Raw genomic sequence first — 26,886 nt, 5'->3', positions numbered from 1 at the left:
ACTTAATCACAAGTAACTGTTTTTCAACAAGTTTCTATCTACATCACCGCCGATGGATGTGCATTATAGACCATTAAGAACCCTTTGCAAGCGAAAATTAAAAATTAATGACTCGAGCGTTTACTTTTAAATCAAACACCCACCTAAGCATCTGTTTTATATTAAAAATTATTTTAATTTTTTATTTTTGACTTAAATATACAAGTATTATGCTCACTAATTCCAGCTTAAGCTATTGTTCTAAATCAAGAAAATTTTCTGACTCTCATAATGTATCAGGGTAAAAAGCGCCTTATTAATAATTACAAGGGATTCATGCTGCACCTTTTCGAAGTCCAGTGCCCCATCCGACCTATACATAATTTGGTTTAAGGTTTTATTAGAATCAAAGTAAAGTAAAAATCTTAGCGAGAATGCCTCAATAATTTCTAAAACCTAAAAATTAAAAAGGAAGCCTGTTAACCAGGCTTCCTTTTTCAAATTTTAAAGAGCTTATTGAGCTGATGAACTATGCATGTGCATTTCAGCTTGATTCATTTGCTCATGTGTCTCCATCATCTGCTTATTTTTTTGACTTGGCATGTAGTCAGGTTCATTGTTAATTGCTAAGTAAAAAACAATCATAAACAATAAGCTTAAGATAGAAGCTACAATCAGTAACTTCCATCCCCACCAAGACTGTTCAGGCGATAATTTATTAGTCATTTCATTTCTCTCATTAAGTTAATAGTTTCAGTTCATCTATTTCGCTAAGCTTATTAAAACTTCATGCTCATACGAACCCAGTAATTTCTTCCGATATTATTGAACTGCTCTTCACTCGCAAATCCAAAGCCTGCACTCCCCGCTTTGTTTAAGTGTTCGGTGTAGGTTTTATCTAATACGTTGTCGATACCAACAGAGACATCGATATCTTTACGAAGGTTGTAGCTTCCATTTAAAGAAAGAGTTGAAAAACCTTTACTTGGTTTTAGGTCATATCCCACGATATTACCTTGATGTAGGCTCACACGGTTTTGCTCAGCAACAGCTCGCCACAACAGACCCAAGTTATATTTGTCAGCTACATAGCGAATATTTAAGCGGCCTTCTAAAGGTGAAATTTGTGGTAGTGGTTTGTCATCAGTGGTGTTTTTACCCCATGCATACATCGCACTCAAATCTGCCTGAATATGGTCGGTAAATTGATATCCAATACCAGCTTCCGCTCCTGCGATGGTTGCATCGACGTTTTTGGCCCCTGCAGTAATATCATGACTCATATCATGTCCACCCATTCCCATACTTGGATGATGGTGGTAACTCATCAAAATGTAGTCATCTACTAAGCCTGCATAAGCAGAAGCCCATGTATTTAAAGCACCATGTTGCTGCTGGAAGCCCATATCTAACTGTAATGTTTTCTCAGGATTCACACCGTTAAAGGTATTGGTTGAGCCAGCATTCCCATGTTTAGGCGAGAAAAGCTCCCAATAATCGGGCATACGCTCTACATAACCTAAACCGATATAGCTTTTTAGGTCATGCTCAGGATGTTGGTTTTCCCAACGAACAAATGCACTTGGTAAAGTCTTTTCAAGTTTAGTATTGAAGCCTTTTGCTTGAGAATCGTCACGTTCATCTTCAACTGTGACTCGATCTAAACGCACACCTGTAACCAGTTTGTTGAGATCGTTCCATTGATAACCCAGTTCACCAAAAGCACCGTATGATTGAAAACGCATATCTTGGCGATATGGAACGTCCATTGAAGGCATGGTTGGCGATGACATGCTACCGCCATGCTTATTGAATTGAGAATCTACACCTGTAATCAAACTCCACCTATTCCATTCAGAAGTCATGGCCAAACGTGAATTTAATGTACGGCGCGTTACTTGCATTGCCATTGGATTTGGCATCAGCATGGTCATACCACCATGGTTCATTTCAACTAATGGCGGTGTACGTAAGCTAAAGTTATCCATAATATGGTCGTTATAGCTATAGTTCACTTGCCCTTCAATTTTCTTAATGACATCAGTGATATTTTTCTTTTCGAACCGTAGACCTAAGCTTTCACGCGCAAATTGAGATCCGTCCATTGAACGTCCAGCATAAAGCGATTCACCATCAGATTTTCCACCAGTGAGTTCGACCCACGTGTTTTCATCTGGAGTAAAGCCAAGTGCTACATCTGCATTCCACTTTTTCCATGCGGAAGGTACAGTATTGCCATCACCATCTTGATAACTATTGGACTCTGAACGGTTGGCATTTAAACGGATATATTTTTTCTCATCACCCAATGCCGCTTCAACATTATGGTCAATACGTCCATATGAACCTAATAAGACACTCGCTTGCCCACGATAAGGTTTTTCAGAGGTGAGTTTCTCAGGTTGACGTTCAAAAAGTACCGTAGCTGCCGAACCTGTATTGGCATATTGGACTGTTTGTGGGCCTTTAATCACAGAAATGCGATCATAACTTTCTGGAGAGATATAAGAAGTTGGAGCATCCATACGATTTGGACATGCACCCAAGTTCTCAGTTCCATCAGTCAAAATTTTGATGCGTGAACCAAACATACCTCGGAATGTCACATCACCATTTGTTCCACCGCTTTGTATCGAGTTAAATCCCATAATACTTTGTAGGTAGTCTGCCCCATCGGTAGCAGGTACGGGCTGAATCGGTTGCTTTGGATCTGCATGTACAATCAAGCCATTTGCATCGTTGCCTTGTTGTGCGGTAACAACGATGGGAGCCAATGAATGAAGAGCATTGGTATCAACATCATTTTTTTCTGAATCAGCAAAAACTAGACCCGAATGAGAGGCAGCAAGCATCGCAACCCATAACGGTTGTAATAAGAATTTAGAATGTGGCATTTTTATACGCTCTAAAACATAAATAAAGTGATATTGAAGTCAGTTAGTTAAGACCCCAACAAAAAATTGCTTTTATTTATGCAAATAGAGGCGGTGCGCGCCCTTGCGGGAGTAGAAAAAGTCGCTGTAGCGCAAAGTAAACATGTCGAAATGCTTGTTGATAGGCGACTAAGCGGACTTGTATGCGGACTAAAACTTCTTTTACACCAAATTCAGGGGGTAAAACCAAATTGGCATAGACGGTACAATACTGACACTGGTGATTTGCATCATGATGATCATGTTGTCCAGAGTTTTGTGCTTGTTCAATATGATGTTCATGATGCGAATGCATGGTATGTGACATGATTTCCGTCTGTGCTTTGGGTTTAAGCAAAGCAAGGGTAATAGTTTCACAGACCGGAGCAATTTGATATTGCTTCGGTAATAGCGGCTGTAGAAACACCGCAATCTGTAAAAATACTGCTGCACATGCAAGCAGTAACCCACTACGAAAAACCAAAAATCACATCCACACTATATTCATGTTTCAAGAATAGAAATTTTTAACGTTTTACTGCAACTTTTTCACGCTCACGTTGACGAACAACTTTTTCAACTTTTTCTCGTGCACGCTGACGTTTAAGTGGTGACAAATAATCCACAAATAATTTGCCATTTAAGTGATCCATTTCATGTTGGATACAAACAGCGAGAAGTCCATCAGCTTCTATCTCAAATGCTTGACCTTCAAGGTTAATTGCCTCAATTTTCACACGTGACGGGCGCTCAACTTTGTCGTATATTTGTGGCACCGATAGGCAGCCTTCTTCGTACTGCTGCGTATCTTCTGTCAGTGGAGTAATTTTGGGGTTAATGAAAACCATCGGGTCATCTTTAGATTCAGACAAATCTATGACGATAAGCTGAATATGACGATCGACCTGTGAAGCTGCTAAACCAATACCCGGTGCGGCATACATGGTTTCAAGCATATCTGCTGCAAGTTGACGAATTTCATCAGTAACTTCTTCAACAGGCTTAGCAATGGTACGAAGACGGGGATCAGGAAAACTTAAAATAGGTAATAAGGCCATACTGACGTCCTCACTTATGCCATTGATTAAAAAACCAAATGAAGGAAATACTTCATCGAAAAATTGTGTGTTAGCCGCCTATTATAACGCATCTGCACGCATAATTTTTAGGAATTATCATAATGAAAAAGGTTTTTGACGGCATGGTTCAATTTCATGCTTTGGGGATAAAAAAGCATTTACTTGCTTTCGCACTTTTTACAGGGGTTGCATTCGGTACGGTAGCAGAGGTTTATGCTGCTAGCCCAAACCATAATCCACCCTCTCTTAAAAGTAATGCACCACATGTCTACGTAGTAAAACGGGGAGATACGCTCTGGGATATTTCCGGTCACTTTCTGAGTAAACCTTGGCGCTGGCCTGAAATTTGGGCAAATAATCAGCATGTCAAAAATCCGCATTGGATTTATCCTGGTGATCGACTACTGCTATGTAGTTTAGAGGGCCGGCCGTTGGTTGGAAAAGATGAGGGAGACGGTTGTGTCGGCATTATTCGCCGTTACACAGGCCAAATGACAAATTTACAACCTCAAGTTCGTGTAGAGTCAATTAACAATAACATCCCTGTTATTCCTCTTGAACATATCAAGCAGTGGTTAGAACACAGCACTATTCTGCCAGCTGACGCAATTGAACATACTCCTTATGTAGTAGGTACTGCCGATCAACGAGTACTTGCAGCAAAAGGTCAAACTATTTATGCACGCGGACAAGGTTTGATTGATGGTCAACGTTATGCCGTCTACCGTGAAGGTGAACCTTATTATTTCACAGATAATAAAGGCAAAAAGCATAGTCTAGGTATTGAGTTACAACAAGTTGCCTCGGGGATTGCTATCTCTTCGGAAAAAGACATTACTACGCTTGAGTTAACTGACAGCTACGATTCTGAAGTACGTCGTGGTGATCGGGTTATGCCAGAAGAAGAGGCTACATTGCCTACTTTATTTTATCCAGTGGACGCTACTCAAGTCCCTGATGCCGGCAAAATCATTCGTGTCATGGGCTCAATTGGTAGAGCCGCCAAAAATAGTGTTGTGACTTTGGACCGCGGTAAAACTCAAGGTGTTCAAGTAGGCCAAGTTTTTGATATTACGCAGCAAGGTGAAACCATCCGAGACCCTAAAACCAAGGAATCAATAAAGTTACCTGGTCAACAAATTGGTAGCCTAATGGTTTTTAGAACCTTTGATCAGTTGAGTTATGCCTACGTATTAGAAAGCGATTTACCAATTAAAGTTGGTTCAAGTATTCAGCCGCCTCGCTTTAATGATTAACGCTGGATGTACCTTTTAAAATGCTTACTCAACTTTCTTCACACCATTACCACACGCTTAAAGTGTGGTATTTGGTGCAGCACTCTTTAGTTAGTTTTAAAAAAATTATTGATTATTTTGGTCATTGTGAAAAAGCAGTCCAGCCAAATGGATTAGCACAGTGGTCTAATCTTGGTTTACACGCCAATCATTTAAAACGCGTAGATGAATTTCAAACCGCTCAAGGTCAAGCTCAGTTTGAAAAACTGGTTCAACAGATTCATCAACATACCGACTTTATTTTAACGGCAGATGACTCAGGCTATCCCACTCAATTACTACCTTATACAGATCACCCACCTATCATTTTTGGAAAAGGTCAGGCACAAGCCTTATTGCAACCACAAATTGCGATTGTCGGTAGTCGAAAACCAAGCCCACATGGCCGTCAGGTTGCTTATGATTTTGCCTACTACTTAAGTGAAAAAGGATTTTATGTAAGTAGTGGCTTAGCATATGGGATTGACGAAGCTGCTCATCAAGGAGCTGCCGCACATCAACGTACCATTGCCGTGACAGGAACAGGTTTAGATAGTACCTACCCTGCTCAAAATAAAAAACTTGCCGAACAGATTTTGGCTCAAAACGGCGCCATTATTACTGAGTTTTTACCGGGGACCCCACCATTACAACAGCATTTTCCCCGTCGGAACCGAATTGTCAGCGGTTTAAGTTTAGGCGTGTTAGTGGTAGAAGCTACATTAAAAAGTGGTTCTCTCATTACTGCGAACAAAGCAGCCGAACAAGGTAAAACCGTATTTGCTATTCCTGGTCATATTTACAGTGAGTTTCATCAAGGTTGTCATCAACTCATTCGTGAAGGAGCAATTTTAGTTGATCATCCTGAGCAGATTATTGAAGACCTTGCGTTACCCACCCAATGGCAAAGTCAGCAACAGAACTCAACTGAGGAAGCAATAGTTTCTTGCGCCCCAGAAATTCCTGAGCATTTAATTGGCCTTTATCAGTCTTTAGACTGGGTTGGACAAGATATTGACCAGCTTGTTTTGCATCACTCTCAACCTGTGGCAGAACTCACCTCTTCACTGATGGAACTAGAACTACTTGGTTTATGTATGCAACAATCAGGGCTGTATTTACGTTGTCGTTCTTAGTACTGGAGCGCACAATAAAATTCTGTCTGATTGAAAGGAAGAGTATTACCATGATTACCACCTCAGTTACCGAAGCAGCCGAATGTTTACAACAAGGTCAAGTTTTGGCATATCCAACTGAGGCAGTTTGGGGGCTAGGTTGTGACCCTTTTAATGAGCAAGCTTTTCAAAAGATTCTTGAACTCAAGCAAAGGCCTATTGAAAAAGGCGTAATTTTATTAGCAGGCCATATCAGCCAAGTTGAGCACTTGCTCACTTCGCTCCCTCAAACAACCCAGCAAGAAATTATTGATTGTTGGACAAATCATCAACCTTCAGAAAGAGCGACAACTTGGCTATTACCTGCTGGTGAACATATTCCTTCATGGATTAAAGGTAAACATCCGCTTGTTGCTGTTCGAGTCACCACTCATCCTTTATGTGTAGCATTATGCAATGCTTTTCATGGATTTATTGTTTCGACGAGTGCTAACCCAAGTGGGCAAGAGCCTGCTCACTCACTACAAGATGCCTGCCAATACTTTGGTTCACAATTAAACTATCTCAATGGTGACTTAGGCCAAAGTCAGCAACCAAGTAGAATTATTAATGCCCTTACTGGAGAGATTATTCGCGCCTAATTCAGACAAAAAAAAGCTCAGTTATATAGGGATAACTGAGCATAAAAAAGGATGGGTATATACCACATCCAGAGGGTTTGAATATCTCTGCAACGAAAGAGAATTTACAAAAAAGCACGTCTTTCGTAGTGGTCGCTATTATGTAGTAAGAGATCAAAAGAGAGAAATATATTATTTCTCTAAAAAAAGCATGAAAAGTGTAGGGAATTTGCAAGTTTTCGCTTATAAATTAAAATTATATTAATATTTTTGCTCGGCTTTTTTAATATTTATATTTCAACCTACTTTTATAAACTATTTATAAATCATATAGAAAAACTTTAACTAAGAAAAAAATGGCATATTTTCATCAGTTTTTTTCAAAATATGCCATAGTTTTTTCCCCGACTTTAGTTTTGCTCTTGGATTAACTCACTCTTTTTAGGACTGACCTTCTTTTGAGCCATGATAATACCAATTAAGATAACAATCCCACCTAGCGTATGATAAATGGTCCACTGTTCAGATAACCAGACGCTTGCAATAACTGCTGTAAAAACAGGAACCAAGTTCATAAAAATACTTGTTCTATTAGGACCAAGCTGTTGAACAGCTAACATCCAAACTAACGGCGCGATGAGTGAAGCAAATACGCCCGCATAAATAGCGCTTGGTGCATTTTCTACATTTAAAGCATCAAGTCCAAACCAAAGAATTAAAGGAATATGAAATATTACAGAAAATCCAATCTGAACATATAAGCTTGTCATAATTGGTAGAGGTAACTGCCATTTTTTCAGGAAAACCCCATAAAATGCATAGAAGAATACGGCAATAATCATTAACGCATCACCAAGATGCCCACCCCCACTTAATAAATTATTAATATTTCCTTGGGACATGACATATAGCAAGCCTGCAAAAGACAAAATACTGCCAAAAACTGCAAAGCGGTTAGGCACATCTTTTAAAATGGCAAGCGAAACAAAGATCGTAAAGATAGGAATAAATGCATTCACAATTCCCATATTGGTTGCACTGGTATAATGGGCAGCCGTATAAGCTAAACCTTGATAAAGTACCATCCCAAATGCACTTAGCACAGCAAGCTTAGGTAAATATGGTTTTACCAGTTGTCTTTGTCTCCAAACAGGTAACAACATAAATGGAGTCAAAATAATAAAAGCGATTAACCATCGATAGAAACTAATACTTACCGGCGAGATATAATCCGAAACATAGCGGGTGACTACAATATTTAAAGACCAAATCAGTACTGCCAAAATGGGAAAAATAAATGCCCATTTGTGATATTTCATGACCTGACTCATAACAATGCACCCTCTACAAAAGAGATTTTATTTTGGAGAATGTCTTAATAAATTGAAATATCGTATTTCCGACATTGATATTGAACTTAGGACATCGCCTTTTTTAAAATAATGTCCAAGCTTTCATGGCATGCTCTACAACTTTATGCAATTGCTCAGTACTTGCGCCGTCTCTGGCCTGTATAGTAAGGCCTTGAATGACCGTAGCATAAAAATCTGTCATTTCCTGTAGAGGAGCATTGGCAGATAAATCACCCTGCTCGACACCTTGTTGAAGACGTTTTAATAATTTTTCTTTGGTCTTTATGCGTTTATCCAATAGGTTCTGCTGCACATCTTGAGTGGCATCAGAACAATTCATGGCAGCAACCACCAACATACAACCTGCGGGCTTATTCGGTTGAATTAAGCGTTTTACGTTGTCATAAAGATATAACTCAAAAGCGATTTTTGCCGTTTTTGCTTCTAAAAAAATGGTTTCTATGGGACATGCTTCATGAGCCAAATAGTAATCAATACTTTTATAAAACAGCCCTGCCTTATCCCCAAAGGTACTATATAAGCTCGGTGCTGTAATTTCTAAAGCTTGCGTTAAGTCGCTAATAGATGTTGCTTCATAGCCATGCTCCCAAAAGAGCAACATTGCTTTTTGCAAAACCTCTTGCTCATTAAAGCATTTAGGACGCCCACGCTTCTTTTTTAGCGTTTCTTCAGTAACAACAAGATCTGTTTCATGCCTATTTGTCATAAAGATCACATCTATTTTTATAACAATCGTTATTAAATTAATTGACGTTCGATTTTTTATCAACTATTTTATTTTCATAATGATCGTTAGTTAATTAATAAATTGCCTTTCTTTACTCCAAATTTAGCCAAGTAAGGATCTCCTATGGACCAATCTTCTATTTCTAAAGCGCGACCCACGACCTCCACTCAAGGGAGCTGGTTTGCTATTTTGGCCGTTTCTATTGCTGCATTTGCATTAGTAACAAGTGAATTTTTACCTGTTGGTGTTTTAAATAGTGTCGCAACTGATTTAAATATTTCTGTAGGTACAGCAGGCCTGATTATTACTGTACCCGGCATTATGGCAGCAATTGCGGCACCTCTATTGCCTGTATCTGTAAAACAACTTGATCGGCGTTATGTACTTATCTTGCTGACGGCCATTATGGTGATTGCCAATACCATCACCGCCTTTGCTGAAAACTTTCATGTTTTATTGTTGAGCCGTTTAATTTTAGGTATTTCAATTGGTGGTTTCTGGGCGACAGCAATTGCTTTAAGTGGAAAATTAGCTCCTTCGCATCTTCCTATTGCTAAAGCAACTGCGGTCGTGATGGCAGGTGTAACTTTTGCTACAGTTTTAGGTGTACCTATTGGAACATGGCTAAGTGAATTTTATGGCTGGCGTAGTGCTTTTGGAATTACAGCAGGCATTGGCTTAATTGTTTTAATCTTACAATTAATCTTTTTACCTAAACTTGTACCGGACTCGGCAATTCACCTGAAAGACTTACCAGCACTATTACGTACCCCCAAAGCACGTAGTGGTATGTTAATTGTCTTACTGATTGGACTTGCTCATTTCTGTGCCTATAGCTATTTAGCCCCTTTCTTTAAAAATGTTGCCGGTTTTAATGGCACCACCATTAGTTCATTATTATTGCTCTATGGAATTGCAGGTATTTTCGGAAATGCTTTTGCTGGATATAGTGGCAATCTAAATGTCCGTTATACATTAGCTTTTGTCGGTACATGCTTTGCAATCGTATTTTTTGGATTCCCTCTTTTTGCTGTCCATGAGTTTGGTGCTATTGTCTTAACAGCTTTATGGGGATTCGCATTTGGCGCTTTTCCTACCTCTGCCAATATTTGGATGTTTGTACATGCACCAAATGCCGTTGAAAAAGGTATGCCTCTTTTTGTTGGTATGTTTCAGGTAATGATTGCAACAGGTTCTTTATTAGGCGGCTATGTAGTTGATCATTTCAATGAAAATACTTTAATTTATGGTGTATTAAGCTTCGTTGCCTTAGCATTACTAAGTACATTCACCTTAGCAAAAGGCTTAAATAATCCTAAAGCGACTTGTGAAAATTAAAATATGAGTTAGAGCATATAGATGAACAATGAGGACCAAGCATTTTCTTTATTGAACAGTATAGAAGTTCATGAATTTCTATACCAAAAAGAAGATATTGTTCGTCCTCATGCATCTCTCTGGGGAGATTTTAATTTCAGTTTGAATGGCATTTTAGAAATGCAAGTAGAGGAACAAATCTACTTATCTCCTCCAAGCTATGGGCTTTGGATTCCTCCTCAAACAGTTCATCAATCTACTCATATCGACCATGAAATTCATTATATCTGTATTCGACTACATCCTAGCCTCTGTTCTATTTTAGGTAACGTCTGTAAATGTTTTAGTATTCAGCCTTTCTTTCGAACCTTAGTTTTACAGATTTTAGAACAGCAAAAACAAACCGAACAACCTGAATACTTAGAACATCTTTTACAAGTTTTATTCGATCAACTTAAACAAGCCCCTGCATATTCACATTATTTACCGCAAACGCGTCATCCTGTTTTATTGCCTATTCTAGAAAAACTTTCAGATCCTTTACTTTTTAATCACTCTTTACAGCAGTTGCTTCAGAACTTTTCAGTAAGTGATCGTCACTTATTACGTTTGAGTCAACAAGAGCTTCAGCTTTCGTTGTCCGAATGGAGAAATCGGGCCAAAATTGTTTATGCCATTCATCAGATTCGCCAAGGAACGCCTATCAAGCGTTTAGCATACGATTTAGGTTATCAACATAGCTCAAGTTTTATTGAGTTTTTTAAACGTTACACTGGGCAAACGCCTATCCAAATCAGAAATAACTAGAATTCAGATTATCTTTAAAAACTTTTTCTTTTTTGAACACGAATATTATTGCACTACCCCTCAATAGCAGTTAAAACAAATGCGTTACTTGATATCAATTACAATCTTTAGGAAAGACTCATGACACAATCTGTATATCACATTCCAGTAAAAGCTATTTCGGGCGAAACGGTTGATCTTGAACAATATAAAGGTAAAGTTCTACTTATTGTAAATACTGCTTCTAAATGTGGTTTAACTCCACAATACGAAGGCTTAGAAAAACTTTATCAAGCAAAAAAAGATCAAGGTCTTGAAATTTTAGGTTTCCCTGCAAATAATTTTAAAGAGCAAGAACCGGGCTCTGATGAAGAAATTCAGCAATTTTGTTCATTAAATTATGATGTTCATTTCCCTTTATTTTCTAAGGTTTCTGTAGTCGGTGAAGATAAGCATCCACTTTACCAAGCGTTGACGGCAGCTCAACCAGAACGTACTGGTGAAGGTCCTTTCCGTGAGCGTTTAGAAGGCTTAGGTATTCCAACTAACCCTGCTCCAGAAGTTTTATGGAATTTCGAAAAGTTCTTAATTAATAAGAATGGTGAGGTCGTGGCTCGCTTTGCTCCAAACATAACAGCAGATGACGAACAAATTGTTAAAGCAGTTGAAGCAGAATTAGCAAAATAAAATGTTTAAACGTGAAAAAGGGCGTTTTATACGCTCTTTTTTATTATCCTCGCAAATGTTGTTAGTTTGCAAAAATACAATCTTTCTTCATATTTTATGCCTATAGTACCTATTTGCTTTATTTGATGTTGTTTGTAGTTATGAAAAAAGTTTTACAGGGCGCATTTCTTCCTTTTGTAATTTTTGCCTCAGGCATGCTTTTACTCGGGTGTGATCAAGCACAAGACCATGCTAATGATCAAGAAAAGACTGAGATAACTGAACAATCATCTGACCAACCTCTTGAGCAACAAGAATCCGATATTGCCCCTAATAAAACTGAACTTAAAAGCGGTAATATTTTTTATATGGTCCGTGATGCTGCTAACTTACAGATTAAAGCTGGTGACTATGTTGAACAACTTAAAGATACTCAGCTGGATGTTGAGCAAGCCATCCAAGATAAAAATAAGAACGAATTAAAAACTACAGTCACAACTTTAAAACAGCAATTACAAGGATTAAATCAAGCTCTTCTGACTTTAGATATCAAAAGTCAGGAAATTGAAAATATTCGACAAAGTTTATTACGTGCCAATCAACAAGCTCTTAGCATGCCATTACTGAATGGGAAATTAGATCAAATTGATTTTGACCAAATCGAAAAACAGCTTAATACCATTCAAATGGACATGGTGAAACTTGCTTCCATGATTATGGCTGGGGATGAAAAATCGGATTCAAAAACTGAATCTTAAAAATTAACTCATAAAAAAAGCCACCTTACGGTGGCTTTTTCAATCTCAAACCGGCAATTAGAGTGCGCGGTTTTTGATTTTACGGATAGTTTCAAGCTGTGCAGCGGTTTCTGCCAAGGCAGCCAACGCAGCAGCTGAGTCCAAATCACTCTTTTGGTTTGCAAGCAATTGTTCAGCATTTTTACGTGCTTCTAAAATTGCAGCTTCATCCAAATTGTCAGCACGGATTGCAGTATCTGCAAGAACCGTTACAACATGAGGTTGAACTTCTAAAACACCGCCAGATACATAGACGATTTCTTCTGTACCATTTTCCAACTGAACACGAATTGGGCCCGGTTGAAGCAAGGTTACTAGTGGAGCATGTCCTGGCAAAATACCAAGTTCACCACCAGCACCTTTCGCGATTAACATCGTTACTGCGCCAGAGTAAATAGACTCTTTAACACTTACGACATCACATTGCATAGTCGCCATGAGATGATCTCCTTAAATTAGAGTTTCTCAGCTTTAGCAATCACTTCGTCAATACCACCAACCATATAGAACGCTTGTTCTGGGATGTGATCGTATTCACCAGCTAATAGACCTTTAAAGCCACGAATCGTTTCTTTAAGCGGTACTAATTTACCAGGAGCACCAGTAAACACTTCAGCTACGTGGAATGGTTGAGAGAAGAAACGTTGGATTTTACGCGCACGGTAAACAACCAATTTGTCTTCTTCAGCTAACTCATCCATACCCAAGATTGCGATGATGTCTTTAAGCTCTTTATAACGTTGCAATACGTTTTGTACTGCACGCGCAATTTCATAGTGCTCTTGACCAACAACTAATGGGTCTAACTGACGTGAAGTTGAGTCAAGTGGATCGATCGCTGGATAGATACCAGAAGATGCGATGTCACGGCTCAATACTACTGTTGCATCTAAGTGAGCAAATGTAGTTGCAGGAGATGGATCTGTTAAGTCATCGGCAGGTACATATACTGCTTGGATCGATGTGATCGAGCCAGATTTAGTAGATGTAATACGCTCTTGAAGAACACCCATTTCTTCTGCAAGTGTAGGTTGGTAACCTACCGCAGATGGCATACGACCTAACAATGCTGATACTTCAGTACCCGCAAGTGTATAACGGTAGATGTTGTCGACGAACAATAATACGTCACGACCTTTACCATTTTCGTCTTTTTGATCACGGAAGTATTCAGCCATAGTCAAACCAGTTAACGCTACGCGTAAACGGTTACCTGGTGGCTCGTTCATCTGACCGTAGACCATTGCTACTTTGTCAAGAACGTTAGAATCTTTCATTTCGTGATAGAAGTCGTTACCTTCACGAGTACGCTCACCAACACCAGCAAACACAGATAAACCTGAGTGAGCTTTAGCGATGTTGTTGATCAACTCCATCATGTTAACGGTTTTACCAACACCAGCACCACCGAATAAACCAACTTTACCACCTTTTGCGAACGGGCAAAGTAAGTCAATTACTTTAATACCAGTTTCTAAAAGGTCAGTAGAAGCTGCTTGTTCAGCATAAGAAGGTGCTTGACGGTGAATCGGCAAACGCTCTTCAGTTGCTACAGGACCTGCTTCATCGATAGGACGACCCAAAACGTCCATGATACGACCAAGCGTAGCTGGACCTACTGGAACAGAAATCGGTGCATTTGTGCTAGTTACATTAAGGCCACGTTTAAGACCTTCTGTAGAACCCATTGCGATGGTACGAACAACACCATCGCCAAGCTGTTGCTGAACTTCTAATGTAGTTTCAGTACCGTCAACTTGGAGAGCGTCATAGATCTTAGGAACGCTATTGCGCTCAAACTCGACGTCGATAACCGCGCCGATGATCTGAATGATACGACCGCTACTCATTGCTGTCTCCTCAATTCAAACTTAATAATGTTAAACGGCAGCGGCACCGCCAACGATCTCGGAAATTTCCTGAGTAATCGCGGCTTGACGCAGCTTGTTGTAAATGAGTTGTAGGTCTTTAATCAATTGTCCTGCGTTGTCTGTCGCTGCTTTCATTGCGACCATACGAGCTGACTGCTCACATGCAACGTTTTCAATCACACCTTGATAAACCATAGACTCGATATAGCGAACCAACAAACCATTTAACAATTCTTCTGCTTCTGGTTCGTAGATATAGTCCCAACCATAAGTACGGTTGAGATCATCGCCTTCTTCTGCTGGTGCTAAAGGAACAAGTTGTTCTACTTTAGGCTGCTGAGTCATTGCATTAACGAAGCCATTTGATACGAGATAGATACGATCTAATTCGCCTTTATCAAATGCATCAAGCATAACTTGGACTGAGCCAGTTAACTGTTCCAAACTCGGCGCATCGCCAAGTTGGGTAGTTGCACCGAGCACTTTACCGCCGTAATTCTTAAAAAACGAAACCGCTTTTTGACCAATTAAAGCAAATTCAACTTCAATTGACTGCTGTTGTTGTGCTTTGACATGCTGCACAACTTTCTTGAACAAGTTAATGTTCAAGCCACCTGCCAAACCACGATCTGAAGACACTACGATATAGCCAACGCGCTTAACCGGGCGATCAACCATATAACGGTGTTTGTATTCAGGGTTTGCTTGTACCAAGTGAGCAATTACACGGCGCATATTATCGGCATACGGACGGCCCTGAGCCATGCGCTCTTGCGCACGACGCATTTTAGAAGCAGCTACCATTTGCATCGCGCGAGTAATCTTTTGCGTGCTCTTGATACTAGCTACTTTGGCGCGAATTTCTTTTAAATTTGCCATACGCTTAACCTAGTATTCGAAAGCTCTTTCGAGCTTCCGAAGGTTGATCCGTGAACCAAACTTAACTAAAACTGAACTTAGTAAGTTTGAGTCGCTTTAAAGCTTTCAATACCTGCTTTGATTGCTGCTTCGATGTCTTTGTTGTAGTCACCAGTTTCATCGATTTGTTTCATCAACGGAGCATATTCTGAGCGGAAGTAAGAAATTAACGCAGCATCAAAGTCTACGATTTTCTTAACTTCTACGTCAGCCATATAGCCTTCGTTAGATGCATAAACAGAAACAGCTTGGTCAGCAATTGAGTAAGGAGCATATTGTTTTTGCTTCATTAACTCAGTTACACGTTGACCATGTTCAAGTTGCTTACGAGTCGCTTCGTCAAGGTCAGAAGCGAACTGAGCAAACGCAGCCAATTCACGGTATTGTGCTAAAGCGGTACGGATACCACCAGACAATTTTTTGATGATCTTAGTTTGAGCAGAACCACCAACACGAGATACAGAGATACCCGCGTTCACAGCAGGACGAATACCTGCGTTGAATAATGATGTTTCTAAGAAGATCTGACCGTCAGTAATCGAAATTACGTTCGTTGGTACGAATGCAGATACGTCACCTGCTTGAGTTTCAATAATTGGCAATGCAGTTAAAGAACCAGTTTGACCAGTTACTGCACCATTAGTGAATTTCTCAACGTAGTCAGCAGATACACGAGAAGCACGTTCAAGAAGACGTGAGTGAAGATAGAATACGTCACCCGGATACGCTTCACGACCTGGTGGACGACGTAAAAGTAATGAAATTTGACGGTAAGCAACAGCTTGCTTAGACAAATCATCATAAATAATAAGAGCGTCTTCACCGCGGTCACGGAAGTATTCACCCATTGTACAGCCAGAGTACGGAGCTAAGTACTGCATTGCAGCAGGATCAGCAGCCGCAGCAGCGACAACAGTTGTATACGCCATAGCGCCAGTTTCTTCTAGCTTACGTACAACGTTTGCAATTGTTGATTGTTTTTGACCAATCGCAACGTATACACACTTAATGCCAGAGTTTTTCTGAGCGATAATCGCATCGATCGCCATCGCTGTTTTACCAGTTTGACGGTCACCGATGATCAACTCACGTTGGCCACGGCCAACAGGAATCATTGTATCAACTGATTTATAACCAGTTTGAACAGGCTCATCTACAGATTGACGCCAAATTACGCCTGGTGCTACTTTTTCAACAGCATCAGTTAATTTAGCATCAATTGGGCCTTTACCATCAATTGGGTTACCCAAAGCATCGACAACACGGCCAAGAAGTTCAGGACCAACTGGAACTTCTAATACACGACCTGTACAACGAGCTTTTTGACCTTCTTGAAGGCTTAGGTAGTTACCTAAAACAACGGCACCCACTGAATCCTGTTCTAGGTTCAGTGCCATACCAAATAAGCCGCCGTCGAATTCGATCATTTCACCGTACATTGCATCAGCAAGACCGTGAATGCGCACGATACCGTCGGATACCATAACAATGGTACCTTCGTTTTTAGCGGTCGCGCTGGTGTCCAGATCTCCGATACGCTGTTTAATGAGCGCACTGATCTCGGATGGATTCAGTTGTTGCATTGCGCTATTCCTCAATCTTTTATTAGTTCAGTCTTCATCATTTGCATTATGCAAGAAGACGAGTACGCATTTTTTCAAGCTTGTTAAGCGCAGAATCATCTATCACTTGATCGCCTGCACGAATTACAACACCTGCAATAAGCTCAGGTTTAACTTCAACTGAAACAGTTACAGTACTGTTAAAACGCTTTTCTAAAGCAGATTTCAACAGTTGCTCTTGTTCAGCAGTTAATGGGAAAGCCGATTCAATCACGACATCCACATTGTTGTTATTCTGTGATTTAAGCTGTTCATATTCTGCTTCAATTTCAGGTAACAACATTAAACGATCGTTATCTGCAAGAAGTGTCAAAAAGTTAGACACTGCTTGAGATTGATCTTCACCTAAAACTTTAGCAAAAAGCTTCACTTGCTCCGCAGGAGTAAGTTCAGGGCGATTTAAATAAGCGGAAAATGCTTCGTCTTGCACCGCAGCACTGAGCACTTGTAACGCATTCGACCAATTGTCTGTTGCACCTTGCTCAGAAGCATAAGCAAATGCTGCTTTGGCATACGGACGTGCCAACGTCAAGAGTTCAGCCATAATTCGCCTCGCTTAAAGTTTAGCAGCCAGCTGAGACAGCATGGCGTTATGAGCTTCTGCGTCAACTTGCTGGTTCAGGATTTTTTCTGCACCAGTTACTGCCAAAGCAGCTACTTGTTGACGTAATTCTTCGCGAGCAGAATTGATTTCTTGATCAACAGCTTCTTTAGCCTGTTGACGAATACGCTCACCTTCAGCCGCAGCTTGAGTACGAGCTTCTTCGATCAATTGCGCTGCACGACGGTTCGCTTGTTCGATCAATTGAGCCGCTTGTGCTTTAGCTGCATCAAGCTCTTGCTTAACTTGCGCTTGTGCATCGGCAAGGTCAGCTTTCGCTTTTTCTGCTGCATTTAAGCCATCAGCGATTTTACGCTGACGCTCACTAATCGCATTGATTAGTGGTGGCCAAACAAACTTCATGCAGAATGCAACAAAGAATGCAAACGCAATCGCTTGACCAATCAATGTGAGGTTGATATTCATTGCAATTCCTCAAATAGTGGATTTAGGAATTAAGATGATTAACCTACAAATGGATTAGCGAAGATGAAGAACAAGCCAATACCAACACCGATCATAGGCACAGCATCAAGAAGACCCGCGATTAAGAACATACGAGTTTGAAGTTGTGGAGCCAATTCTGGTTGACGAGCAACAGCTTCTAAAAAGCGACCACCCAAAAGACCAAAACCAATCGCAGTACCCAAAGCACCGAAAGCGATCAAGATAGCAGATGCAATTGCAACTAGACCTAAAGTGAGTTCCATGAAAAATTCCTCAGAGGTTAGGTTATTACCAAATTAAATTAAAAAAATTCAGCCCAACCATCATTTGATAGTTAGGCAATACCATTAATGTTTTTCGCTTGCCATGCTCAAGTAAACGATGGTAAGCATCATAAAGATGAATGCCTGCAACGTGATTACAAGAATGTGGAAGATCGCCCAAGGCACAGACAACGCCCATTGAATCCAGAACGGCAATAAAGCAATTAGGATAAAGATCAACTCACCGGCATACATGTTACCGAATAGTCGGAGAGCTAATGAAATCGGACGAGCAAGGAATGTTACCAATTCCAAAATCAAGTTCACTGGAATAAGCAACGCTTTTGCAACTGGGTTACTTGGGTTAAATGGGTTAAGTGCCAACTCGCCAACGAAACCACCAACACCCTTTTCGCGGATGCTGTAGAACAAGATAAGTACAAATACAGATAAAGACATACCTAAAGTAATGTTTGGATCTGTAGATGGAACGATCTTGAAGTAAACGTGGTGAGGGTCCATACCAAATACGTTTGCACCTACAAACGCTGCAACTTGAGGAATCCAGTCAACTGGGATCAAGTCCATTAAGTTCATGAGGAAAATCCACACGAAAATAGTGAGTGCAAGCGGAGCGATTAAACGTGATTTGCCATGAAAAGTATCACGGACACTTGAGTCAACAAACTCGATGATCATTTCAATTGCAGACTGGAATTTAGTTGGAACACCTGCATTAGCAGCTTTCGCAACGATCCAGAATAACAAACAGAAAATAACACCAAGGCCAATTGACCAACCCATTGAATCCAAGTGAATTGCAGTGAACCCCATCGAATGAGCTTCTTCAGCAGTCTCAGCCAATTTCCATGTACCGTCTGGCATTTTGCCATAGGTCATATTGGTCAAGTGATGCTTGATATACTCTGTCGAAGTGAGGGCATGTTCTTCAGCAGCCATAAATCACACCTGGTCAATGTCAATTACTAAAAAGAAGGGAAACGAACATCGGCGCACTGTCGATATCTCGCTACCCTCCAAAAAATCTTCAATTCTTCTTGTTTCTACACCCGTTTTTGTAGACGTGACACCCAGAACGGAGCGACCCACGACATTGCCTGAACGAGAATAAAACCAAACAGCAATGCTAACGGTGATAAAGGTTTAACATTGCTCAAAATCAAAATAAATCCAACGATCATGATTGCAAATTTGCCTAACATGCCCCTATACATGTTAGACAGCACTTGTTTTGATGCTCGTGCACCTGCTGTTCTGAAGGATTGCCACGAAAAATAACTCGTCGCAAGCCAGCAGACCAACGCACCAAGTGCCGCACTTAATGCTGCTGTCATGTCTTTTATGCTCCACGCTACAAGAGCGGAAACAGGGATCATACATGCTTGTAAGAAGACCAAAGCTTTTGCTAATCGTCGGTCAATCAAGCGACTAGTTTGGCTCATTTTTATCCACTCACAGCATAAATGCTTGACAAGTTTAGCTGATGATCGCTTTTAATCGCAGGCATTATAGAGTTACACCCCTGAACATGCAATCTTTTCCCGACTTTAGTCGGGGTTTTTCATGACAGGTGGTGCTGACGCTACAGTCAGCCTTTGTTTATTTTTTTATGTTACTTTTGCGTACTTAATACACATTTATCAGTTTTTATTGCCAGTTTCTTCCATGCAGTGACGAAATCATCCTCATTATTCATGCTCTCGTCTACTGGCTGAAAAGTAATGTTACCTAATTTTTGATATTGATTCTTAGTGGTAAAACTTTCTGCCAATAAACACATCTGATTTTTTGGTCGGCTATCATTAAGATATTTAATTTGAGCTGCTGTTGGCGCCACATGAGGATCATCTGTTAAAGCACCAGCGAATTTTAAGTTTAATGAACGCTCTAAATATTGATAGGCGTCATGATATGCCCAATATGGCTTACCATTACTTGAGCTATCATAGGCTTGTGCCGCCTGTAACATTTTACGAGCAAAGATATTGGCATTATTCCAGTACTTTGCCTTATTTTCAGGGTGTTGCTGAGAGCGTAAAGCAGCAATAAAGAAACCGATTCGAACTGCATTGTTGGGCTCTAACCATACATGAGTATCTACTGTATTAGGTAAAGCTGCACCACGTGTACTGCGCTGCGGCAAAACAGAAACGATGCCACTATCTAATAGTGCAATTGCCTTTTTATTATTACCCAACAACTTATTTAAAGGCGCTTCATGCGCTTTACCCAGCCAAATCACCAAAGATGCGTCATTAATTGCTTTACGGTGTGCTGGAGTTAATTGTACGTCATGTCCAGTTTGCCCTTTTAATAAGAGTTGTGGTTCTTCAACCCCCTGAGTGACTTCTTTTGCAATCAGATAAATCGGGTGCGTAGAAACCACCAAACCCTGACTCCACCCTAACGTACTCAAAAGAGAGAACATACTGAAAACAAAAAAACGGAACATGACAGACCATCAATTTAAATTAGCTCGAAGCATGTTATAATATAACAAAGTTACAAAAATACCTAAGATTAATCGAATGAAGCATCGCTTCATGCTAATATTCCGTTAAAAATTCGAGGTTATCCTTATGAGTTCCTGCTCGCATGAACATCATGATTCTTTGCATGGTGTACATGATCACCACAATGTCGCAAGCCGTTTAGCTGAAGCAGAAAGTTTATGTTCTGCGACTGGTGCACGTCTTACACCTTTGCGCAAAGAAGTTCTGGAACTCATTTTAAATGCGTCAGGCCCAATGGGCGCCTATGACTTATTGGCACGTATAAAAAGTCAAACTGATCGCCCTGCTGCGCCTCCAACTGTATATAGAACTTTAGATTTCTTATTAGAAAAAGGGCTCATTCACCGCCTAACTTCTATTAATGCTTATATTCCTTGCTGCCACCCGCGTGAAGGCCACCAAGCAGCATTCTTAATTTGTACCGAATGTCATATGGTTAAAGAGGCCTCTTCCCAAGGTCTTACACACCAGCTTGACCAGCTTGCAGCTTCAGATGACTTTATGGCTCAACACAGCATTATTGAAATTTCGGGGAAATGCCAACAGTGCCGCACAACTCCTTAAATCCTGTATTAATTCAGCTTGAGCAGGTTTCTGTTCATCGTGATGATCGGGATATATTAAAAAAAGTTGATTTTTCCCTGCATCAGAATGAAATCGTGTCCTTAATTGGTCCTAATGGTGCAGGTAAATCAACACTAATTAAAGTTCTACTCGGTATTCTCCAGCCGAGTAGCGGGCGTGTTATTAATCATAAAAAACTTAAAATGGCTTATGTGCCACAAAAGTTTAACCCGTCACACAGCTTACCTTTGCGTGTTCAAGACCTACTAGACCTAGAAAAATGCAGCCCTGCCCTGCGTCAGGAAATTATTCAAGACACGGGTATTTCAAAGTTACAACAATCAAAAGTACAACAACTTTCTGGTGGAGAGCGCCAACGAGTACTATTGGCTCGCGCTCTACTTCGCCAACCAGATATTTTAGTTCTTGATGAACCCATGCAAGGTCTAGACATTCAGTCAGAAGCGGAACTTTATGATTATGTCCGCAGTCTGCCAGAACGATATGGGTGTGCGATCTTAATTGTTTCTCATGACTTACAATGGGTTATGCAAGGAACACACCGTGTAGTGTGTTTAAATAAACATATTTGCTGTAGCGGGCTACCCGAGAATATCCAACAACACCCTGAATATCAGGCAATCTTTGGAACTCAAAGGGTCTTCTATCAACATCATCATGACCATTGTGCTCACGGTGATGCTGCACACCCCTGCCCTCATAATGACCGTCCTCACATTCACCCAGAACCGGAAGCTTAGCCATGATGGAATGGTTACAATTATTGTTGCCCGCATGGATTATGGGAACCCTGCTGGTATTTTTGACCGCGCCTCTGGGTTGTTTAATGCTTTGGAGACGTATGTCTTTTTTTGCTGATACGATGGCACACGGTACACTACTTGGGGTGGCTATTGCTGGAGCCTTAAGTCTTCCATTATGGCTTGGCGTTGCAGGTACGGCGGTTTTACTGGTAGGCGTTTTATGGGCTTTACATGACAATCGCTTACCCAATGATGCTCTACTAGCCTTATGTTCAGCGACCTTACTGTGTAGTGGCTTACTATTTATTCAACATGTTCCAAGTTTAAGACCAGAGCTTTTAAGTTATTTATTTGGCGACTTGCTCAGCATTGATTGGCCCGACTTACCCGTTTTCACTTTAATTATTGCGATATCACTCGTGATTCTTTACCGTTTTTGGCAGCCGCAAATACAGTTTGCAATTGATCCAGATATCGCAATTAGTGAAGGGGTGAATGCAAACTGGCAACGCCTTATTTTTATGCTGTTATTGGCTTTATTTACAGTTTTAGCTTTGCGTGCTGTAGGTTCTTTGCTAATGGGTGCATTACTCGTGATCCCCGCTTTAAGCGCTCGCCTATTGGCAAATTCGCCAAAGCAAATGGTGATTTGGGCATTTGTGTTAGCACAGCTCGGCGTTAGTGTCGGTTTATGGTCAAGTGCAGCACTCAATATCTCTACAGGCCTTAGTATTGTTTTATGTATGGCTTTGAGTTTTGCTGTTATTTTTATAACTCAAAAACTAAAAAATCAGACACAGGCAGCCTAAGTTAGGACGCCTGATGAACTGTGCTTAATAATAAAGCCGCACAACTAAACATCACAGCAAAGCCCCGATTTAAATATTTTTGCTGCTTAGGGGATCGAAGTAATCTTAAAACCTTTGACGCCAATCCCGTGTATCCTGCCATTACTATCAAATCAATCGTAATCATAGTGGCTGCCATAATTAGATACTGTATCCATTGAGGCTTACTCAAATCCAAAAACTGCGGCAACACAGCCAATAGAAACACGATCGCTTTAGGATTACTAATATTGATCACAAAACCATTTAATAGCAAAGCCGAAGCAGACTTATCTCTTTTTTCTTGTTGAATTTCTATATCTTTCACAGGTGCTGTCCACTGCGAATAAGCAAGATATAACAAATACGCCACACCGAACCATTTAATAAACTGAAAAGCTAAAGGAGTCGTTGCAAATAAGACCCCAACACCTGCTGCCACCACCATAATTTGAAGCAGCAAAGCAATTTGCATCCCAATCACATTCCAGTAACCATGTCTAAAGCCATAATTTAGACCACTCGACATTGAAGCAATAGCTCCAGCACCCGGAGAGATACTAATGACCCAACAGGCCAACATATAGGCAAACCAAACTTGCAAAGACATAGTAAAAATAGACAATAAAAGTGGAATTATACTGTTTTATAAAACGATATTGATGAGAATTCAAACAATAAAATCAAGAAATAGACTACTAACCGCTCTTCGCATCAGGCACAATAATTACAGCTCATACTAAATTATAATTGAGGAGATACCTTCCAATGACTGCTCAATCTGTCATTTTGCCGTTGCCATCAGATCATGCCCGTTTTATTGTTCTTCGTTTAAAAGACTTATCAATTGATGAATTAAAAGAACAAATTGAAGCGTTGTTTGAAACACGCGACCGTCTCATTACTCAGCATTCAGACGCGCAAATTAAAACAGCAGTCGCTTTTGGTCCAGAACTTTGGAAGCAACTTTACAGTCAATCTCCTGCTGGCTTTAAACAACTTGAACCAGAAAATGGCGCATTTAACATGCCAGTTGTACCAGCTGATGTGCTTATTCATATTGCCAGCATGCGTTCTGATATTTGTTTTGCATTAAGCCAAGCATTTTTTGAAGGTATTAAGGATAAAGTGGAAGTTCTTGATGAGCGTGTTTGCTTCCGTTATTTCGATGGCCGAGATATTACAGGCTTTATAGACGGTACAGAAAATCCTCAATTTCCAGATGACCGCGCAGAAACAGCTCTTCTACCCGAAGAGGCTGGTGTATTTGCTGATGGTAGTTTCATTTTCGCACAGCGCTATGCACACGACTTAGAAAAATGGAAAAAACTTAAAGTCGATGCTCAAGAAAATGTCATGGGCCGTACCAAGCTTGAATCTATTGAATTAGATGATGACGTTAAACCGGAAAACGCCCATGTCGCCCGTACTGTTGTTGAAGACGATGAAGGCGAAGAAATGGAAATCTTGCGTCATAGTCTCCCTTATGGCGACGGCAGAGGCGATCAAGGTTTATTTTTTATTGCCTACACCAAGGACCTGAACATTATTGATGCCATGTTAAAACGTATGTTCGGTACAAGTGGAGATGGTATTCACGATCGCTTATTGCATTTCGTGACCCCGCTTGATGGTGCTTACTATTTTGCACCTAGCGAAGAATTACTCGAAGAAATTTTAGAAGGATAAAATAAAAAAAAGAGGAGCTTAAGCTCCTCTTTTTACATTCTCATTCTTAGAAAGGAATACGCTTATATTTGCGATATTCAGGTTTCCAGAATGATTGATCAATCTTCTGCTTAAGCAAATCATCGCTAATGGTTACGGCCACTCCATCTGCCATAGCAGCTTTCGCAACTTCAAATGCAATCACTTTAGAAACTTGCTGAATTTCACCTAAAGGTGGTAATAGATCAGCTTGTGGATCTTTCAGTAATGGTGAGCAATTCGCTAAAGCACTACTTGAAGCCATTAACATATTTTCAGTAACACGTTTAGCACCTGATGCCACCACACCCAAACCAATGCCTGGGAAAATGTACGAGTTATTACACTGAGAAATATTATAAAGTTTGCCGTGATGATTAACAGGAGCAAACGGGCTACCTGTTGCAATTAATGCTCTACCTTCAGTCCACTCCACAATATCAGCCGGTACTGCTTCAACACGAGAAGTTGGATTAGACAATGGCATGACAATTGGGCGCTCACAATTCGCCGCCATGGTCTTGATAATCTCTTCTGTAAACAGACCCGGTTGACCAGAAACCCCAATTAACACTGTAGGCTTAGCGTTTTTAACAACATCAAGTAGTGAAATCACTTCTTCGATATTGCCCCACTGATCAACCACCTCAGCTTTTTGCGCTAACTTACGTTGGAAATCTAATAGGTTTGGCTGATTTTCGGTAATCAAACCAAAGCGATCCACCATGTAAACGCGTGCACGTGCTTCAGCGTCCGTCAAACCTTCAGCAACCATTTGCGCAACAATTTGCTCTGCAATGCCACAACCTGCTGAGCCTGCACCTAAGAAAGCAATTGTTTGATCTTTTAATTGTTTGCCCGCTGCACGGCTCGCAGCAATCAAACTACCTACAGATACCGCCGCTGTTCCTTGAATATCGTCATTAAAACAACAAATTTTATCGCGATATTTTTCTAAAAGTGGCATCGCATTTTTTTGTGCGAAATCTTCAAACTGAATTAATGCTTTTGGCCAACGACGCTTTACAGCTTCAATCACCATATCGACAAATGCGTAATATTCATCACCACTAATACGTGGCTGACGCCAACCCATATAGATTGGGTCATTTAACAATTGTGGATTATTCGTCCCTACATCAATTGTGATTGGCAATGTATACGCTGGGCTAATTCCACCACAAGCGGTGTAGAGTGAAAGTTTCCCAATAGGAATACCCATACCACCAATGCCTTGGTCACCAAGACCTAAGATACGTTCACCATCAGTAATCACGATCACTTTTACATTATTTTTATTTACGTTTTGCAAAATATCATCAATCACATCACGATCTGGATATGAAATAAAAACACCACGATGACGACGATAGATATCAGAGAAGCGTTGACATGCCTCACCCACGGTTGGGGTATAAATAATCGGCATCATTTCTTCAAGATGATTTTCGATTAAATGATAGAACAAGGTTTCATTGGTATCTTGGATATTACGCAGATAAATATGACGGTTAATATCGTCAGTAAAAGCGCAATACTGCTGATAAGAGCGCTGGCTCTGCTCTTCAATAGTCTCAATAATATGGGGGAGTAAACCGTGTAAGTTAAAGTTACTTCTTTCTTCTTCAGTGAAAGCCGAACCTTTATTTAAAAGGGGTAACTCTAAAAGTGTAAAACCTGCATATGGAATATAAAGGGGATGTTTACTTGGGTGTCCTGATATCATTGCCTATCTCATTTTCCAGCTTAGAGTAGAGAAAAACACGTTTTGTATGGTCTCTAAAACTCTTTGTGCGTATAAGCTTAAGCCTAATTCGTTCAAAATAGATATTTTAAACCGTGATGTCAAAATTAAACACTATTTAGTTAAAACATGTTCAAAAATAAACAATAAAAATCAATAGTTTATTATTTTCATTTTTTTAAAAATTTCTTTTATTTCCTCCATTTTGAAAGCCATAATTATATGATTTATTAGTGAGAGGTATTTCCACAGGAAATAATCTTAAATTTAACACGGATTTTATAAATCAAAACTACCCAAAAGGTTTGTAATTCTTAATTTTCAGAATAATAAGGTTATTCACCAGCCAACATTCATTTAAAAAATAATCATCAGTAAT

General features: G+C 40.1%; 29 protein-coding genes. 11 read left to right on the top strand and 18 right to left on the bottom strand.

Annotated features, from left to right (window positions below; translation table 11 throughout):
- Window positions 1-492 precede the first annotated feature (492 nt).
- From KTI78_RS16675 to def, 4 genes are all read right to left on the bottom strand, one after another.
- Window positions 493-705 (bottom strand): hypothetical protein, encoded by a 213-nt coding sequence (locus KTI78_RS16675; protein ID WP_262446781.1) that lies wholly within the window; start codon window positions 703-705, stop codon window positions 493-495.
- Between the two features lie 53 nt (window positions 706-758).
- On the bottom strand, window positions 759-2,873 hold the full coding sequence (locus KTI78_RS16670) for a TonB-dependent copper receptor (RefSeq protein WP_262446780.1): 2,115 nt from the start codon (window positions 2,871-2,873) through the stop codon (window positions 759-761).
- A 76-nt stretch (window positions 2,874-2,949) separates the two neighbouring features.
- Window positions 2,950-3,375, bottom strand: a complete 426-nt coding sequence (locus tag KTI78_RS16665; RefSeq protein ID WP_224993691.1) for a DUF2946 family protein — start codon at window positions 3,373-3,375, stop codon at window positions 2,950-2,952.
- A gap of 43 nt (window positions 3,376-3,418) precedes the next feature.
- Window positions 3,419-3,949: a peptide deformylase gene (gene def, locus KTI78_RS16660; protein WP_262446778.1), complete on the bottom strand. Its 531-nt coding sequence runs from the start codon at window positions 3,947-3,949 to the stop codon at window positions 3,419-3,421.
- A 122-nt stretch (window positions 3,950-4,071) separates the two neighbouring features.
- On the opposite strand from def, the gene KTI78_RS16655 reads away from it, so the two are divergent.
- The 3 genes from KTI78_RS16655 to KTI78_RS16645 are packed head-to-tail and all read left to right on the top strand — an operon-like array spanning window position 4,072 to window position 7,000.
- Window positions 4,072-5,226 (top strand): LysM peptidoglycan-binding domain-containing protein, encoded by a 1,155-nt coding sequence (locus KTI78_RS16655; protein WP_262446777.1) that lies wholly within the window; start codon window positions 4,072-4,074, stop codon window positions 5,224-5,226.
- Window positions 5,227-5,246: 20 nt separating this feature from the next.
- A complete protein-coding gene (gene dprA / locus KTI78_RS16650) occupies window positions 5,247-6,380 on the top strand; it encodes a DNA-processing protein DprA (RefSeq protein ID WP_262446776.1) in 1,134 nt (377 codons plus the stop codon).
- Window positions 6,381-6,430: 50 nt separating this feature from the next.
- Window positions 6,431-7,000, top strand: coding sequence for an L-threonylcarbamoyladenylate synthase (locus KTI78_RS16645; RefSeq protein WP_016142494.1), 570 nt, complete (start codon window positions 6,431-6,433; stop codon window positions 6,998-7,000).
- Window positions 7,001-7,389: 389 nt separating this feature from the next.
- Here the strand turns inward: KTI78_RS16645 and KTI78_RS16640 are convergent, their stop codons facing one another.
- Window positions 7,390-8,310, bottom strand: coding sequence for a DMT family transporter (locus KTI78_RS16640; protein WP_262446775.1), 921 nt, complete (start codon window positions 8,308-8,310; stop codon window positions 7,390-7,392).
- A 103-nt stretch (window positions 8,311-8,413) separates the two neighbouring features.
- The gene (locus KTI78_RS16635; protein WP_080649527.1) at window positions 8,414-9,067 is read right to left on the bottom strand and encodes a TetR/AcrR family transcriptional regulator; all 654 of its coding nucleotides are present in this window, start codon (window positions 9,065-9,067) and stop codon (window positions 8,414-8,416) included.
- Window positions 9,068-9,202: 135 nt separating this feature from the next.
- Between KTI78_RS16635 and KTI78_RS16630 the strand changes: the two genes are divergently transcribed.
- From KTI78_RS16630 to KTI78_RS16615, 4 genes are all read left to right on the top strand, one after another.
- On the top strand, window positions 9,203-10,417 hold the full coding sequence (locus KTI78_RS16630) for an MFS transporter (RefSeq protein WP_174723178.1): 1,215 nt from the start codon (window positions 9,203-9,205) through the stop codon (window positions 10,415-10,417).
- 21 nt (window positions 10,418-10,438) lie between these two features.
- A complete protein-coding gene (locus tag KTI78_RS16625; protein ID WP_016142498.1) occupies window positions 10,439-11,203 on the top strand; it encodes an AraC family transcriptional regulator in 765 nt (254 codons plus the stop codon).
- A 120-nt stretch (window positions 11,204-11,323) separates the two neighbouring features.
- Window positions 11,324-11,869 carry a glutathione peroxidase gene (locus KTI78_RS16620; RefSeq protein ID WP_016142499.1) on the top strand — a complete coding sequence of 182 codons (546 nt, stop codon included), beginning with the start codon at window positions 11,324-11,326 and terminating at the stop codon, window positions 11,867-11,869.
- A gap of 140 nt (window positions 11,870-12,009) precedes the next feature.
- Window positions 12,010-12,606 carry a hypothetical protein gene (locus tag KTI78_RS16615; protein ID WP_239976399.1) on the top strand — a complete coding sequence of 199 codons (597 nt, stop codon included), beginning with the start codon at window positions 12,010-12,012 and terminating at the stop codon, window positions 12,604-12,606.
- Window positions 12,607-12,663: 57 nt separating this feature from the next.
- Here the strand turns inward: KTI78_RS16615 and KTI78_RS16610 are convergent, their stop codons facing one another.
- The 10 genes from KTI78_RS16610 to KTI78_RS16565 form a co-directional block, all read right to left on the bottom strand.
- Window positions 12,664-13,083, bottom strand: a complete 420-nt coding sequence (locus tag KTI78_RS16610) for a F0F1 ATP synthase subunit epsilon (protein ID WP_002114076.1) — start codon at window positions 13,081-13,083, stop codon at window positions 12,664-12,666.
- A 17-nt stretch (window positions 13,084-13,100) separates the two neighbouring features.
- Window positions 13,101-14,495: a F0F1 ATP synthase subunit beta gene (gene atpD, locus KTI78_RS16605; RefSeq protein WP_002114045.1), complete on the bottom strand. Its 1,395-nt coding sequence runs from the start codon at window positions 14,493-14,495 to the stop codon at window positions 13,101-13,103.
- Window positions 14,496-14,525: 30 nt separating this feature from the next.
- Window positions 14,526-15,395 (bottom strand): F0F1 ATP synthase subunit gamma, encoded by an 870-nt coding sequence (gene atpG, locus KTI78_RS16600; protein ID WP_002114131.1) that lies wholly within the window; start codon window positions 15,393-15,395, stop codon window positions 14,526-14,528.
- 77 nt (window positions 15,396-15,472) lie between these two features.
- Complete coding sequence (gene atpA, locus KTI78_RS16595; RefSeq protein WP_002114049.1) at window positions 15,473-17,017, bottom strand: F0F1 ATP synthase subunit alpha; 1,545 nt, start codon at window positions 17,015-17,017, stop codon at window positions 15,473-15,475.
- A 46-nt stretch (window positions 17,018-17,063) separates the two neighbouring features.
- The gene (locus KTI78_RS16590; protein ID WP_002114070.1) at window positions 17,064-17,600 is read right to left on the bottom strand and encodes a F0F1 ATP synthase subunit delta; all 537 of its coding nucleotides are present in this window, start codon (window positions 17,598-17,600) and stop codon (window positions 17,064-17,066) included.
- A 12-nt stretch (window positions 17,601-17,612) separates the two neighbouring features.
- The gene (locus KTI78_RS16585; protein ID WP_001024691.1) at window positions 17,613-18,083 is read right to left on the bottom strand and encodes a F0F1 ATP synthase subunit B; all 471 of its coding nucleotides are present in this window, start codon (window positions 18,081-18,083) and stop codon (window positions 17,613-17,615) included.
- Window positions 18,084-18,121: 38 nt separating this feature from the next.
- Complete coding sequence (atpE, locus tag KTI78_RS16580; RefSeq protein ID WP_000424060.1) at window positions 18,122-18,367, bottom strand: F0F1 ATP synthase subunit C; 246 nt, start codon at window positions 18,365-18,367, stop codon at window positions 18,122-18,124.
- 84 nt (window positions 18,368-18,451) lie between these two features.
- Window positions 18,452-19,327 carry a F0F1 ATP synthase subunit A gene (gene atpB, locus KTI78_RS16575; protein ID WP_016142501.1) on the bottom strand — a complete coding sequence of 292 codons (876 nt, stop codon included), beginning with the start codon at window positions 19,325-19,327 and terminating at the stop codon, window positions 18,452-18,454.
- A gap of 104 nt (window positions 19,328-19,431) precedes the next feature.
- Complete coding sequence (locus tag KTI78_RS16570) at window positions 19,432-19,830, bottom strand: ATP synthase subunit I (protein WP_002114124.1); 399 nt, start codon at window positions 19,828-19,830, stop codon at window positions 19,432-19,434.
- 170 nt (window positions 19,831-20,000) lie between these two features.
- Window positions 20,001-20,840, bottom strand: coding sequence for a metal ABC transporter substrate-binding protein (locus KTI78_RS16565; protein WP_016142502.1), 840 nt, complete (start codon window positions 20,838-20,840; stop codon window positions 20,001-20,003).
- A 127-nt stretch (window positions 20,841-20,967) separates the two neighbouring features.
- On the opposite strand from KTI78_RS16565, the gene KTI78_RS16560 reads away from it, so the two are divergent.
- From KTI78_RS16560 to znuB, 3 genes are read left to right on the top strand one after another with little or no spacing between them, the layout of a single operon-like run.
- Entirely contained in the window at window positions 20,968-21,465 is a 498-nt protein-coding gene (locus KTI78_RS16560; RefSeq protein WP_016142503.1) for a transcriptional repressor, read from the top strand.
- Window positions 21,438-22,226 (top strand): zinc ABC transporter ATP-binding protein ZnuC, encoded by a 789-nt coding sequence (gene znuC, locus KTI78_RS16555; protein ID WP_151748585.1) that lies wholly within the window; start codon window positions 21,438-21,440, stop codon window positions 22,224-22,226. The genes KTI78_RS16560 and znuC overlap by 28 nt, the downstream gene beginning before the upstream one ends.
- A gap of 2 nt (window positions 22,227-22,228) precedes the next feature.
- Entirely contained in the window at window positions 22,229-23,038 is an 810-nt protein-coding gene (gene znuB / locus KTI78_RS16550; RefSeq protein ID WP_005071996.1) for a zinc ABC transporter permease subunit ZnuB, read from the top strand.
- Window position 23,039: 1 nt separating this feature from the next.
- Here the strand turns inward: znuB and KTI78_RS16545 are convergent, their stop codons facing one another.
- A complete protein-coding gene (locus tag KTI78_RS16545) occupies window positions 23,040-23,666 on the bottom strand; it encodes a LysE family transporter (RefSeq protein WP_262446774.1) in 627 nt (208 codons plus the stop codon).
- Between the two features lie 158 nt (window positions 23,667-23,824).
- Between KTI78_RS16545 and KTI78_RS16540 the strand changes: the two genes are divergently transcribed.
- On the top strand, window positions 23,825-24,745 hold the full coding sequence (locus tag KTI78_RS16540; RefSeq protein WP_016142507.1) for a Dyp-type peroxidase: 921 nt from the start codon (window positions 23,825-23,827) through the stop codon (window positions 24,743-24,745).
- Between the two features lie 46 nt (window positions 24,746-24,791).
- On the opposite strand, the gene KTI78_RS16535 is transcribed toward KTI78_RS16540, so the two are convergent.
- Window positions 24,792-26,489 carry an NAD-dependent malic enzyme gene (locus KTI78_RS16535; protein WP_016142508.1) on the bottom strand — a complete coding sequence of 566 codons (1,698 nt, stop codon included), beginning with the start codon at window positions 26,487-26,489 and terminating at the stop codon, window positions 24,792-24,794.
- Window positions 26,490-26,886 lie beyond the last annotated feature (397 nt).

The organism is Acinetobacter sp. WU_MDCI_Abxe161, from assembly GCF_025514355.1.
Taxonomy (GTDB): Bacteria; Pseudomonadota; Gammaproteobacteria; order Pseudomonadales; family Moraxellaceae; genus Acinetobacter; species Acinetobacter pittii_E.
This window is presented reverse-complemented; position numbering and strand designations above follow the sequence as displayed.

Excerpts from the sequence above, each read along its gene's own strand:
- znuC (WP_151748585.1), top strand. The coding sequence starts at position 21,438 with ATGCCAACAGTGCCGCACAACTCCTTAAATCCTGTATTAATTCAGCTT.
- KTI78_RS16610 (WP_002114076.1), bottom strand. The coding sequence starts at position 13,083 with ATGGCGACTATGCAATGTGATGTCGTAAGTGTTAAAGAGTCTATTTAC.
- def (WP_262446778.1), bottom strand. The coding sequence starts at position 3,949 with ATGGCCTTATTACCTATTTTAAGTTTTCCTGATCCCCGTCTTCGTACC.
- atpG (WP_002114131.1), bottom strand. The coding sequence starts at position 15,395 with ATGGCAAATTTAAAAGAAATTCGCGCCAAAGTAGCTAGTATCAAGAGC.
- KTI78_RS16565 (WP_016142502.1), bottom strand. The coding sequence starts at position 20,840 with ATGTTCCGTTTTTTTGTTTTCAGTATGTTCTCTCTTTTGAGTACGTTA.
- KTI78_RS16630 (WP_174723178.1), top strand. The coding sequence starts at position 9,203 with ATGGACCAATCTTCTATTTCTAAAGCGCGACCCACGACCTCCACTCAA.
- KTI78_RS16670 (WP_262446780.1), bottom strand. The coding sequence starts at position 2,873 with ATGCCACATTCTAAATTCTTATTACAACCGTTATGGGTTGCGATGCTT.
- KTI78_RS16545 (WP_262446774.1), bottom strand. The coding sequence starts at position 23,666 with ATGTCTTTGCAAGTTTGGTTTGCCTATATGTTGGCCTGTTGGGTCATT.
- atpD (WP_002114045.1), bottom strand. The coding sequence starts at position 14,495 with ATGAGTAGCGGTCGTATCATTCAGATCATCGGCGCGGTTATCGACGTC.
- znuB (WP_005071996.1), top strand. The coding sequence starts at position 22,229 with ATGATGGAATGGTTACAATTATTGTTGCCCGCATGGATTATGGGAACC.
- atpE (WP_000424060.1), bottom strand. The coding sequence starts at position 18,367 with ATGGAACTCACTTTAGGTCTAGTTGCAATTGCATCTGCTATCTTGATC.
- KTI78_RS16615 (WP_239976399.1), top strand. The coding sequence starts at position 12,010 with ATGAAAAAAGTTTTACAGGGCGCATTTCTTCCTTTTGTAATTTTTGCC.
- KTI78_RS16675 (WP_262446781.1), bottom strand. The coding sequence starts at position 705 with ATGACTAATAAATTATCGCCTGAACAGTCTTGGTGGGGATGGAAGTTA.
- KTI78_RS16585 (WP_001024691.1), bottom strand. The coding sequence starts at position 18,083 with ATGAATATCAACCTCACATTGATTGGTCAAGCGATTGCGTTTGCATTC.
- KTI78_RS16570 (WP_002114124.1), bottom strand. The coding sequence starts at position 19,830 with ATGAGCCAAACTAGTCGCTTGATTGACCGACGATTAGCAAAAGCTTTG.
- KTI78_RS16655 (WP_262446777.1), top strand. The coding sequence starts at position 4,072 with ATGAAAAAGGTTTTTGACGGCATGGTTCAATTTCATGCTTTGGGGATA.
- KTI78_RS16540 (WP_016142507.1), top strand. The coding sequence starts at position 23,825 with ATGACTGCTCAATCTGTCATTTTGCCGTTGCCATCAGATCATGCCCGT.
- KTI78_RS16535 (WP_016142508.1), bottom strand. The coding sequence starts at position 26,489 with ATGATATCAGGACACCCAAGTAAACATCCCCTTTATATTCCATATGCA.
- atpB (WP_016142501.1), bottom strand. The coding sequence starts at position 19,327 with ATGGCTGCTGAAGAACATGCCCTCACTTCGACAGAGTATATCAAGCAT.
- KTI78_RS16625 (WP_016142498.1), top strand. The coding sequence starts at position 10,439 with ATGAACAATGAGGACCAAGCATTTTCTTTATTGAACAGTATAGAAGTT.
- KTI78_RS16620 (WP_016142499.1), top strand. The coding sequence starts at position 11,324 with ATGACACAATCTGTATATCACATTCCAGTAAAAGCTATTTCGGGCGAA.
- KTI78_RS16645 (WP_016142494.1), top strand. The coding sequence starts at position 6,431 with ATGATTACCACCTCAGTTACCGAAGCAGCCGAATGTTTACAACAAGGT.
- KTI78_RS16560 (WP_016142503.1), top strand. The coding sequence starts at position 20,968 with ATGAGTTCCTGCTCGCATGAACATCATGATTCTTTGCATGGTGTACAT.
- KTI78_RS16590 (WP_002114070.1), bottom strand. The coding sequence starts at position 17,600 with ATGGCTGAACTCTTGACGTTGGCACGTCCGTATGCCAAAGCAGCATTT.
- KTI78_RS16640 (WP_262446775.1), bottom strand. The coding sequence starts at position 8,310 with ATGAGTCAGGTCATGAAATATCACAAATGGGCATTTATTTTTCCCATT.
- dprA (WP_262446776.1), top strand. The coding sequence starts at position 5,247 with ATGCTTACTCAACTTTCTTCACACCATTACCACACGCTTAAAGTGTGG.
- atpA (WP_002114049.1), bottom strand. The coding sequence starts at position 17,017 with ATGCAACAACTGAATCCATCCGAGATCAGTGCGCTCATTAAACAGCGT.